This window comes from Methanolobus sp., assembly GCF_030682845.1.
Taxonomy (GTDB): domain Archaea; phylum Halobacteriota; class Methanosarcinia; order Methanosarcinales; family Methanosarcinaceae; genus Methanolobus.
Genome location: NZ_JAUXNK010000076.1, coordinates 45,058 through 55,881 on the forward strand (window position 1 = coordinate 45,058; position 10,824 = coordinate 55,881).

The 10,824-nt window shown below is 48.7% G+C and carries 10 protein-coding genes and 2 tRNA genes; 8 read left to right on the top strand and 4 right to left on the bottom strand.

What is annotated here, in order from left to right:
- Positions 1 to 26 precede the first annotated feature (26 nt).
- From Q8J68_RS10645 to nadA, 4 genes are all read left to right on the top strand, one after another.
- Positions 27 to 2,219: an elongation factor EF-2 gene (locus tag Q8J68_RS10645; protein WP_305311497.1), complete on the top strand. Its 2,193-nt coding sequence runs from the start codon at positions 27 to 29 to the stop codon at positions 2,217 to 2,219.
- 118 nt (positions 2,220 to 2,337) lie between these two features.
- On the top strand, positions 2,338 to 3,609 hold the full coding sequence (gene tuf, locus Q8J68_RS10650) for a translation elongation factor EF-1 subunit alpha (RefSeq protein ID WP_305311498.1): 1,272 nt from the start codon (positions 2,338 to 2,340) through the stop codon (positions 3,607 to 3,609).
- A 33-nt stretch (positions 3,610 to 3,642) separates the two neighbouring features.
- Positions 3,643 to 3,954 (top strand): 30S ribosomal protein S10, encoded by a 312-nt coding sequence (gene rpsJ, locus Q8J68_RS10655; RefSeq protein WP_292465513.1) that lies wholly within the window; start codon positions 3,643 to 3,645, stop codon positions 3,952 to 3,954.
- A 251-nt stretch (positions 3,955 to 4,205) separates the two neighbouring features.
- Entirely contained in the window at positions 4,206 to 5,138 is a 933-nt protein-coding gene (gene nadA / locus Q8J68_RS10660; RefSeq protein ID WP_305311499.1) for a quinolinate synthase NadA, read from the top strand.
- A 17-nt stretch (positions 5,139 to 5,155) separates the two neighbouring features.
- Here nadA and Q8J68_RS10665 read toward each other — a convergent pair whose 3' ends face one another.
- Together Q8J68_RS10665 and pscS are read right to left on the bottom strand one after the other, a co-directional pair.
- Entirely contained in the window at positions 5,156 to 5,893 is a 738-nt protein-coding gene (locus Q8J68_RS10665) for a HesA/MoeB/ThiF family protein (RefSeq protein WP_305311500.1), read from the bottom strand.
- A gap of 69 nt (positions 5,894 to 5,962) precedes the next feature.
- Positions 5,963 to 7,324: an O-phospho-L-seryl-tRNA:Cys-tRNA synthase gene (gene pscS, locus Q8J68_RS10670; protein WP_305311501.1), complete on the bottom strand. Its 1,362-nt coding sequence runs from the start codon at positions 7,322 to 7,324 to the stop codon at positions 5,963 to 5,965.
- 209 nt (positions 7,325 to 7,533) lie between these two features.
- On the opposite strand from pscS, the gene Q8J68_RS10675 reads away from it, so the two are divergent.
- Genes Q8J68_RS10675 through fdhD form a run of 3 tightly spaced genes read left to right on the top strand, consistent with a single transcriptional unit; the run spans position 7,534 to position 9,918 of the window.
- Complete coding sequence (locus Q8J68_RS10675; protein WP_305311502.1) at positions 7,534 to 7,854, top strand: transcriptional regulator; 321 nt, start codon at positions 7,534 to 7,536, stop codon at positions 7,852 to 7,854.
- 53 nt (positions 7,855 to 7,907) lie between these two features.
- Positions 7,908 to 9,089 carry an aminotransferase class V-fold PLP-dependent enzyme gene (locus tag Q8J68_RS10680; protein WP_305311503.1) on the top strand — a complete coding sequence of 394 codons (1,182 nt, stop codon included), beginning with the start codon at positions 7,908 to 7,910 and terminating at the stop codon, positions 9,087 to 9,089.
- A complete protein-coding gene (gene fdhD / locus Q8J68_RS10685; RefSeq protein WP_305311504.1) occupies positions 9,064 to 9,918 on the top strand; it encodes a formate dehydrogenase accessory sulfurtransferase FdhD in 855 nt (284 codons plus the stop codon). The genes Q8J68_RS10680 and fdhD overlap by 26 nt, the downstream gene beginning before the upstream one ends.
- Positions 9,919 to 9,923: 5 nt before the next feature.
- Here the strand turns inward: fdhD and Q8J68_RS10690 are convergent, their stop codons facing one another.
- The gene (locus tag Q8J68_RS10690; RefSeq protein WP_305311505.1) at positions 9,924 to 10,118 is read right to left on the bottom strand and encodes a MoaD/ThiS family protein; all 195 of its coding nucleotides are present in this window, start codon (positions 10,116 to 10,118) and stop codon (positions 9,924 to 9,926) included.
- 55 nt (positions 10,119 to 10,173) lie between these two features.
- Positions 10,174 to 10,245, bottom strand: a tRNA-Cys gene (locus tag Q8J68_RS10695).
- Between the two features lie 124 nt (positions 10,246 to 10,369).
- On the opposite strand from Q8J68_RS10695, the gene Q8J68_RS10700 reads away from it, so the two are divergent.
- Positions 10,370 to 10,441: transfer RNA gene (locus Q8J68_RS10700), tRNA-Arg, on the top strand.
- Positions 10,442 to 10,824 lie beyond the last annotated feature (383 nt).

The following is a 10,824-nucleotide window of genomic DNA, read 5'->3' on the forward strand; positions in this document are numbered from 1 at the left end:
AGCCAATTATAGGAAAGGTAATCAATATGGGCAGAAGAAAGAAGATGGTGGAGCGTGTGACTGCGCTCATGAACGAGCCAGAGAAGATACGTAACATTGGTATCGTTGCACACATAGACCACGGAAAAACCACTTTGTCTGACAATCTCCTTGCAGGAGCAGGCATGATCTCAAAAGAGCTTGCAGGCAAGCAGCTCTTCATGGACTCCGATGAAGAAGAGCAGCAGAGAGGTATTACAATTGATGCATCCAACGTTTCAATGGTGCACCAGTACGATGGTGTTGACTACCTTATCAACCTCATCGACACACCAGGTCACGTAGACTTTGGTGGCGACGTCACTCGTGCAATGCGCGCCGTGGACGGAGCAGTCGTGGTCATTGATGCCGTGGAAGGCACAATGCCGCAGACTGAAACTGTGCTCAGGCAGGCCCTCAGGGAACATGTCAAGCCAGTATTGTTCATTAATAAGGTAGACCGCCTTATCAATGAACTTAAGGTAGACTCCCAGGAAATGCAGATCAGGCTCGGAAAGCTTATCGACCACGTGAACAAGCTCATCAAGGGTATGAACGAGGAACGATACAAGGCAGGCTGGAAAGTAGATGCTGCACAAGGTACCGTTGCTTTCGGTTCAGCTCTTTACAACTGGGCCATCAGTGTGCCCATGATGAAGAAGACCGGCATCAGCTTCAATGATGTTTATAACTACTGCCGTGAGGGAGATATGAAGACACTTGCTGACAAGTGCCCACTTCACGAAGCAGTTAACGACATGGTCATCAGGTTCCTTCCAAACCCACTGCAGGCCCAGGAAGGCAGGACCAATGTCATCTGGCACGGCGACAGGCAGTCACCAATTGCAAGGTCAATGGCAACTGCGGACGCAAAGGGAGACCTTGCATTCATGGTCACTGACATATCCATGGACCCACATGCAGGAGAAGTCGCAACAGGAAGACTGTTCAGCGGTTCCCTCACCCGTGGTATGGAAGTATATGTAACTGGTGCCGCCAAGACGAACAGGGTCCAGCAGGTAGGTATCTTTATGGGTCCGGAGAGACTCGAAGTGGAGATTATACCTGCAGGTAACATTGCAGCAGTCACCGGCCTGAGAGACGCGTTCGTCGGTTCCACTGTAACCACACTGGACGGAATGACACCGTTTGAGAGCATAAAGCACGCAAGCGAACCTGTGGTGACGGTAGCCGTTGAAGCTAAGCACATGAAAGACCTTCCAAAGCTCGTTGATGTGCTCAGACAGGTAGCAAAGGAAGACCCCACACTTTCGATCACGCTCGACGAAGAGACCGGCGAGCACCTGATGGCAGGCATGGGCGAACTGCACCTTGAGGTCATTGCTCACAGGATAGAGCGTGACAAGAAAGTAGAGATCACAACCACACCTCCGATAGTGGTATACCGTGAAACCATCCGTGGAAAGGCAGGCCCTGTTGAAGGTAAGTCACCAAACAGGCACAACCGGTTCTACGTGCACATCGAACCTCTCGAGGAAGATGTCAGGGGCCTTATCAGAAGCGGTGAGATCTCCATGCGTATGCCTGAGGTCGAGCGCAGGGAAAAGCTCATGGCAGCAGGCATGGAAAAGGACGAGGCAAAGAGCATCGTAGACATCTTTGAAAGCAACATCTACCTTGACATGACCAAAGGTATCCAGCACCTGAGCGAGACTATGGAACTCATTCTTGAAGGCTTCCATGAGGTAATGAAGGCAGGACCCCTCTCAAGGGAACCATGCATGGGAATAAAAGTGAAGCTTGTAGATGCAAAGCTGCACGAGGACGCTGTCCACAGAGGGCCGGCACAGATCATCCCTGCATCCAGGCAGTCCATCCAGGCTGCAATGCTCATGGCAGACGATACACTCCTGGAACCATACCAGAAAGTGTTCATCCATGTGCCACAGGACCAGATGGGTGGAGCGGCCAAAGAGATCCAGGGTCGCCGTGGTATCATTTACAACATGACCTCTGAAGGCGATATGACGGTCATCGAGTCCAAAGCACCGGTGTCCGAGTTGTTTGGATTTGCCGGAGACATCAGGTCCGCAACAGAAGGCCGCGCAATGTGGAGCACTGAGTTTGCAGGATTTGAGACCCTCCCGACAAACCTTACTGTCGAAATCATTGGTTCCATAAGACAGAGGAAAGGTCTGAAGAAGGAGCTTCCACAAGCAGCCGACTATCTAAGCCCGTGATGACAGAGGTTGCAGCATTGGCTGCAAACTCTTTTCGTCAGAAAGGTTTAAACGTGTAAACGTCTATTAGGTCAAAATCAAATTAGAGTATTTATAATCAAATATAGGAGATATGAAAATGGCAGCTGTCAAACCACACCTGAATTTAGCAGTCATCGGTCACATTGACCACGGCAAGTCTACCCTTGTCGGAAGACTGATGTTCGAAACAGGAGCAGTCCCTGCTCACCTGATCGAGAAATACAAAGCAGAAGCAAGAGAGAAAGGAAAGGAATCTTTCGCCTTCGCATGGGTCATGGACTCACTTAAGGAAGAGCGTGAGAGAGGTATTACTATCGATATCGCTCACAGAAGATTCGACACTGACAAATACTACTTCACAGTCGTGGACTGTCCAGGTCACCGTGACTTCGTTAAGAACATGATCACCGGTGCATCCCAGGCAGACGCAGCTATCCTTGTAGTCGCTGCACCTGATGGTGTAATGGCCCAGACCAAGGAGCACGTGTTCCTGTCCAGGACCCTTGGTATCAACCAGCTGATCATTGCTGTCAACAAGATGGATGCATCAAAATACAGCCAGGAGAGATACGAGCAGGTCAAGAAAGAAGTAGGACAGCTTCTCGGAATGGTAGGATTCAAGGCCAGTGAGATCCCATTCATCCCAACATCAGCATTTGAGGGCGACAACATGTCCAAGAAGAGCGCAAACACTCCCTGGTACACCGGCCCAACCATCCTCGAGTCACTTAACGCACTCAAAGAACCAGAGAAGCCAGACAAGCTCCCACTCAGGATCCCTGTGCAGGATGCATACACCATCTCCGGTATCGGAACTGTGCCTGTGGGCAGAGTTGAGACAGGTATAATGAAGAAGGGTGACACTGTCATCTTCAACCCAAGCGGTGTAAGCGGTGAAGTCAAGTCAATTGAAATGCACCATGAAGAAGCACCTCAGGCTGGACCTGGTGACAACATTGGCTGGAACGTAAGAGGCGTAGGCAAGAACGATGTCCGCAGAGGAGATGTCTGTGGCCCGACAGCAAACCCACCATCCGTTGCAGATGAATTCACTGCACAGATAGTTGTGCTCCAGCACCCATCCGCTATCACAGTAGGCTACACACCAGTATTCCACTGCCACACTGCACAAACTGCATGCACACTGCTTGCTATCAATAAGAAACTTGATCCCAAGTCAGGCCAGGTAAAGGAAGAGAATCCAACCTTTATCAAGGCAGGAGATGCAGCAATCGTTACCATTAAGCCAACAAGGCCAATGGTTATCGAACCAGTAAAGGAAATCCCACAGCTCGGAAGGTTCGCCATCCGTGACATGGGTATGACCATTGCTGCTGGCATGTGCATAAGTGTCACACTGAAGAAATAAGACATTTACCTATTTCTTTTTTAGGAGACGAACATGTCACAGAAAGCTAGAATAAGATTATCAGGAATCAGCCCGGTTAACCTTGATGGTGTTTGCGATCAGGTAAAAGCTATCGCAGAGAGAACAGGAGTAAGTATCTCAGGGCCGGTTCCACTACCTACTAAAAAGATGGTAGTTCCGGTCAGGAAGAGTCCAAGCGGCGACGGTACCGCAACATGGGACCACTGGGAAATGCGTGTTCACAAGAGGCTCATCGATATTGCAGCAGATGAACGTGCACTCAGGCAGCTAATGCGCATCCAGGTCCCAAAGGACATCAACATCGAGATAGTACTACAGAACTAAAAAACGTATAGTTATTGTAAAACAATAACTATCATCACCTACTCGTTACAGAATATATTCTGTAACAACCCAATTCTTCTTTTGATTTATTTTCAAAGACGTGAGTTTATGCTATTTCAAATGCCAAAGTCATTCATAGGCACTCAAAGTCCAAGAAAAGATATATATAATAAAAATTCTCAATTGTGAATCCGTGTATGTGACTTCAGTCCAAAAGCACAAAAAAATAATCGCTCTATAAGGTATTACTCATGACTGATATTCAAATAAGGACAAAGGACACTGAATCTATAATCAAGGATATACTCAGGCTCAAAGAAGAGAAGGACGCGGTGATCCTTGCGCACAACTACCAGATCGCAGATGTGCAGGACATTGCTGATTTCATCGGAGACTCGCTGGAGCTCTCAAGAAAAGCAGCTACCCTTGATAATGAAGTCATTGTTTTTTGCGGCGTGGACTTTATGGCAGAGACAGCAGCCGTCCTGTCGCCTGAAAAGACAGTGTTGTTACCAGCCCCTGATGCCAACTGTCCTATGTCAGACATGATCACCGCAGGTGAATTGCGTGTCCTCAAGGAAAGATTCCCTGAAGCCGCCGTTGTCTGCTATGTGAACACCAGTGCCGAGGTAAAGGCTGAAAGCGACATCTGCTGCACTTCCGCAAATGCCGTGAAGGTCGTGGAGTCACTTAAAGAGAAACAAGTCCTTTTCGTCCCGGACAGGAACCTTGGACGCTATGTAGCCAGATTCACGGACAAGGAGATACTCCCATGGGAAGGTTTCTGTTTCGTACATGACAGGATAACTTCCGATGATGTAATGCGCGCCAGGGAGGCGCATCCTGAGGCAGAATTGCTTGTCCATCCTGAGTGCAGGCCGGAAGTCATTGATCTTACAGACCACGTATTCTCCACATCCGGAATGATAAAGCATGTGTGCTCAAGTGACAAAAAGGAGTTCATTATAGGAACCGAGGTAGGTATACTGCACCGCATGGAAAAGGACTGTCCGGACAAGTCCTGCTATCCGTTATCTTCCGGCGCCATCTGTGCGACTATGAAAAGAACGGATATCCAGAAAGTGCACAGGGCCCTTGAAACTCTCACACCCAGGGTAACAGTGCCTGAAGAAGTTGCAGAAAGGGCACGCATGGCTATCCAGAGGATGCTCGATATTAAATAACTTAAATAACCCGGTTTTTACACATCTGCAGAGCCATGCCCGCATACTTCACAGTCACAGCGCCTGCTGAACCTTAAAGTGTCCATCTCGGCCAGGAGGCCATTCCATATAAGAAGGCGGTCCGTGAGCAGTTTGCCTGCTCCCACCAGGTATTTGATAACCTCGTTGGCCTGTATCATGCCGATAATACCAGGGGTCACCCCCACCACCGGAAATACCTCTGTCGGCGGAGCACAGGGAAAGATACAGCTAAGGCACGCGGACTTTCCAGGAATCACAGTTGTTGCCTGGCCGTCAAAACCTCGTATAGCACCATGGATGAGCGGAATATTTTTCTCATGGGCTGTGCGGTTGAGCAGGTAGCGTGTCGGATAGTTGTCCATGGCATCCACGATCAGGTCTGCATCACCGACAAGTTCAGAAATGTTTGTTTGATCTATGACCTGGCATAAGGCTTCTATCTCGATATGCGGGTTGATGGCAAGCAGTTTCTCTTCAACAGACCTGACCTTCTCTTTTCCGATGTCCTGCTCCCAATGAAGCACCTGCCTGTTCAGGTTGGAACGCTCTACAAGGTCCTTGTCCACTATTCTGAGATAGCCCACTCCTGCCGCTGCAAGATACAGCGCCACAGGACATCCCAGGCCGCCTGCACCTGCTATGAAAACCCGGGCTTTTTTCAGACGCTCCTGACCGTCCTTACCAAAGAGCATGACCTGCCTTGCATAGCGTTCAAGTTCAACTTCAGTTAGCATGACCTATCCTTTCCTCTCAAAGCACAAAAACTTGATCCCAAACTGAAGGAGCAGACCTTCTTGATGGTATTAAACAATTTGAAGCTCATATTTCTCGGCAATTTCCTGGAACGAGTCCGCAAGATACCTCATCTTTTCCCATGACAGGCCATAGGTATTCAGCTTCCACATGCGTGTCGCGCCTGCAAACTCTCCTGCGATGCCTCTTTTTGAAAGCTCGTCGGACAGGAAGAAACCTCTCCTCTTATGGCTTTGAGCCACCACATCGAAGCTGCCGGTGGTATCTACCTTCGAAAGAGTATGCTTCCGGGGATATTCAGACATGACCCGGCTACCCTGGATGGACAGCAGCCTTTCCATGAAGAAGTTAGACTTTTTAACCTCCTCATCCCAATGCAGTGTTCGCTCTTTGACCACAGGGAAGGAAGCCATCATCCCCATGAGCGTAGATCCCATAAGAGTGCAGCCCAGCATTTCCACTTCCTTTATGCCGAACTTGCGTTTGGTGACATCCCCTGTCATCTGTGTTGTCCTGAACACCACATCAGCCCATTCATCAGTGGTCGCAAGCACACCTGAAGGAGCGGGAGAAGCCATACTCTTATGACCAGAACCCACTACAAAGTCAGCCCCCATCTTCTTACCATCCACCGGCATGACGCCCACTGTATATGCACCGTTGTAAAGCAGAGGGATATCGTACTGGTGGGCGACCTTTGATATGCCGCGTACATCGTGCTCGTTGGCGAACTGGTAGTCAAAATGGTCTATCATGACAAGCTTTGGCAATTTTCCGGTCTCGATGATTACGGTTTCTATCTTCTCAGCAACAGCATCCGGAGTTATCTTGTTCCCGGCACTTACCGGAACCTCCTTCACGATACCACCTGCCTCTTCCACGGCAAGGAATTCCGTGTAGTGGGCAAGTCCGGACACTATCACAGAGTCACCCGGCCCTACAAGACTGGATGCCACAGCCTGGAAACCTCTCCTGGCGCCGGGAACCACGCGAGCGGTGTCCATGTTAAGGAAAGCTGCAAGCTCGGTGTGGAAATCAGCAATCGGGGGTTTTGAGATCTTATCCAGGCGGAAGGGCTTGCGGCAGTTGTCACAGGCTGAATAGCCGTCCCCGTAGGCTATGAGGGCCTTGCGGGCCTCAGGTGTGAGCCTGCCGGCAGCCTGGATGGGCTGTATATTGATGTACTCTTCCTCACGGCTACGAATTTCCATGTTACCGGCTATCCTGGTCACCTCAGGAGAGCCTGTGCCAGCTTCCAGATCATTGATAATTGCCTTCACTCTGCTCATCTGCTCGTGGAATCTGTCCCCTTCATGCAAACCTATGCCATCAGGCACGGAGTCACGAAGCGTTTGGCGGACATCTTCCAGGGCAAAGAGCGCCTCGAATGTTTTCTGAACCCTTATATCCAAGTTGAATACCCCTATGACTTTATTCTTTAATTTTAAATCACAATTGTGAATTAAGTATTTAACAATTGTGAATATATAAAGTTAATGAGGTATTGAAGCAACACAAAGCTCAAAGCCGAAAAATACTTTAAGCCATGAACTCAATCCACAATTGTGAAAACTATCCGGGAGACGCACATTCCAGCAAATGGAAGATTGGAGACTGAATTATGAAATTACCCTGTGAAAAGGTTGTATGGGATGTTCTGCCTGCCATCAGGGCAGCAATTGCCGAAGAGCTTGCAAACTGCGGCCTTACGCAACAGGAGATAGCCAGGGAACTGGACATGGCGCCTTCTGCGGTCTCACAATACCTTTCCAAGAAAAGAGGCTATCGAATAGTTTTCGAAGATGATGTAAAGGAGTCCATAAGCCAGCTGGCCCTGGACATTAAAGAAAAGCGTGTTACAGATATTGTGCCCAGGGTATGCCGTATATGTACGCAGTTACGAGCTGAGGGAAACAGGTGCGGTGGTCACGATACCGGTTAAGCCTTACCTTCAGAGACATCTGGTCGGCATTACATCAATAGAGGGCGGTCGCTTTGAGAAACACTGAGCTCAGAAAGGATTTTCCTCTCCTTAACGATGTCATCTATTTCGATAATGCAGCTACCAGCCTCATACCTGAACCTGTAATCGATATAATGAATGAGTTTGAGAGGATGTACAGGGCAAATGTGGGGAGGGGAGTGCACAGGCTGACCAGCGTCGCTTCACAGAAATACTTTAATGCGCACCAGAAGGTCGCCCGTTTCATAGGAGCTGATGCAGGCACTACAGTGCTTACAAAAAACACCACTGAAGCTATCAATATGGTAGCATGTGGCCTTAAATGGAGCAAAGGAGACAGCATCGTGACAACTGCCATAGAGCACCATTCCAATTTCCTCCCATGGATGCGCCTTCGTCAAAGAGGAGTCGGGATGAACGTGATTATGCCACAATCCGACGGCACGTTCGACCTTTCGGACTTTGAGCTTGCAATTAATGACAATACGCGCCTTGTAGCCGTTTCCCATGCATCCAATGTACTTGGCACTATCCTGCCGGTGAAGGAAATTGCCGCCATATGTGAAGAACATGCCACCAGATTACTCGTCGACGGCGCTCAGTCAGCACCGCACCTGCCGGTTAACGTCATGGATATCGGCTGCGATTATTTCTGCTTTTCAGGACACAAGATGCTCGGTCCCACAGGTACAGGAATACTCTGGATGAAGGATAACAACATCAGCCCTCTCCTTGTAGGAGGAGGGATGATAGAAAGCGTCTCAATTGAGGAATATACGCTTACAGAAGGCTACCAGCGCCATGAAGCCGGAACACCGCACATAGCGGGAATGATAGGCCTCGGAGGCGCTGCGGAATACCTGGAGAAGGCAGGCATGAATGACATAAAGAAACATGAGGAGGAACTTACCCGCAAGCTCCTCACGGGACTTGCCTCACTGGAACATGTCCATATCTACGGACCTGAAAATGATAAGGACAGAATAGGCGTCGTCTCTTTCAATATAGAAGGCATGCATCCCCATGAAGTCTCCCACATACTCGACGAGGCCTCTTCGATCATGACCCGATCAGGAGAACACTGCTGTCAGCCGCTGATGAAGTATCTGGGGCTTCCCGGCGGGACCGTCCGGGTGAGTCTATACCTGTACAATACCGAAGAAGAGATCGACCTGTTACTGGATACCCTTGAGGAACTTACACGGAGGTTGTAACATCTTTAAAGAAATTCCCTGCATTAAAGGAGAAGGAGAGTCATTCTCGCAGGAGATGCACCCGGTCATTGAAGAGATGCCTCTTGCAGTAAACGTTAATGGACGACATGCCCTTACAGCTATGACAAGCCCGGTGATGCTAAGGGAATTTGTGACGGGCTTCCTTTACACCGAACGTATCATCAAAGGCATTGAAGAGATAGAATCCATCAGAATAGAAGGCAACACCGCCGATGTTCTTACAAGAAATCCGTTCAAGATACTCATGTCACACAAAACCGTCCTTAGCGGATGCGGCGGCAGTATGTCTTTCCTGGATATAGGGAAGCTTCCTCAGATAAACTCCAAACTCTCCATTAGTGCGCAGGACATCGGAGATGCTGTCAGAGAGGCACTTGATTCAAAACTGCATGTCAAGACAGGAGGTATCCATGTTGTGGCACTCTATGGACCTGGCGGAAAGATACAGGTCATTGAGGACATCGGCAGGCACAATGCACTTGACAGGGCCATCGGATACGCGCTTGAACAAGGCATTGACCTTTCAGGCACCTATGTGATCTGTTCCGGACGCATATCCTCTGAGATGGTCAGGAAATGCCTGGTGGCAAATATACCCATCATAGTATCAAGGGGAGCCACGACTACGCTCGCCGTCGATATTGCAAAAGCGCGCGGACTGACCGTAGTAGGGTTTGTCAGGGGAAAGAAGATGAACGTCTACTCTGGCGGGGAGAGGATATCCGATATCCCGGCCAATGATGCTGCATACGTGGCAGAGGTGACAGATGAAGGAACAGAAGAGAACACGGAAGATCAAAAGATGTAATGAGGTCATCCTCCAAAGACCACATGAATTATCCTGATCTCTGCACCATTTTCAAGAATCCTGTCCTCCGGTATAACCTCGCCGTTCATCACAACAAGCACCTCACTCTGGCTGATACCCAACTGCCGGAGCAGTCCTTCCACCGAAATTGGACCTGTGCTTATATCCTCTGTTTTTCCTGAAGGGAGTTTTATCTTCATTTGTTATCACTTTTGAATACAATGGTCAGGCCGATGTATGGATGCAGACCGTTAAAGCCAGGACCCGGATTCGAACCGGGATGGAATCGCTCTGCAGGCGATTGCGTAGCCGCTCCGCCATCCTGGCATATTCACAATTGTGAATTGTAAGAATGTCATTCATTATAAAGATTGCGACCTTGTGAAGATGTCGACAGCAGATTTATTATCAATGAGGTGCATCCATGACACGCCCGGCAGATTTTCAACACGGACCTGTAGTGTAGCGGATATCACTTAAGCCTCCGGAGCTTAGAACCCGGGTTCGAGTCCCGGCAGGTCCGTAAAAGAAAAGGCATAGAATTGTGCAGAAAACGCCTTTTTCATCCAGATTCATAAAAATATGACGGGAAAATAGAATATAGGAGGTAGTACAAGGCATCCTCCGCCACCACGCTTCAGGATGCCTTATATTTCCGTTCTGCAATGTTCCCCAACACCACAGTCGGTGATTTCTGTTGATAACCCAAGCGCATACTCCCAGCGCCCACAATAAAAGATTAGTCTTTATGTTACTTAACATAAACCTGATTAAATTTAATGAGTAACAGTGTTTTTCAAATGCCTTTTAAATTATAGTTATTAACCAAACATTTATTACTTAATAAGTATAACTATATTTCATGGCTAAACCAGAACAAATTCTGATAGAGCATCATCTTTCATC

What these genes read in the sequence shown, in the direction of transcription:
- Q8J68_RS10645 (WP_305311497.1), top strand. Translation starts at nt 27, where the DNA reads ATGGGCAGAAGAAAGAAGATGGTGGAGCGTGTGACTGCGCTCATGAAC.
- tuf (WP_305311498.1), top strand. Translation starts at nt 2,338, where the DNA reads ATGGCAGCTGTCAAACCACACCTGAATTTAGCAGTCATCGGTCACATT.
- rpsJ (WP_292465513.1), top strand. Translation starts at nt 3,643, where the DNA reads ATGTCACAGAAAGCTAGAATAAGATTATCAGGAATCAGCCCGGTTAAC.
- nadA (WP_305311499.1), top strand. Translation starts at nt 4,206, where the DNA reads ATGACTGATATTCAAATAAGGACAAAGGACACTGAATCTATAATCAAG.
- Q8J68_RS10665 (WP_305311500.1), bottom strand. Translation starts at nt 5,893, where the DNA reads ATGCTAACTGAAGTTGAACTTGAACGCTATGCAAGGCAGGTCATGCTC.
- Q8J68_RS10675 (WP_305311502.1), top strand. Translation starts at nt 7,534, where the DNA reads ATGAAATTACCCTGTGAAAAGGTTGTATGGGATGTTCTGCCTGCCATC.
- Q8J68_RS10690 (WP_305311505.1), bottom strand. Translation starts at nt 10,118, where the DNA reads ATGAAGATAAAACTCCCTTCAGGAAAAACAGAGGATATAAGCACAGGT.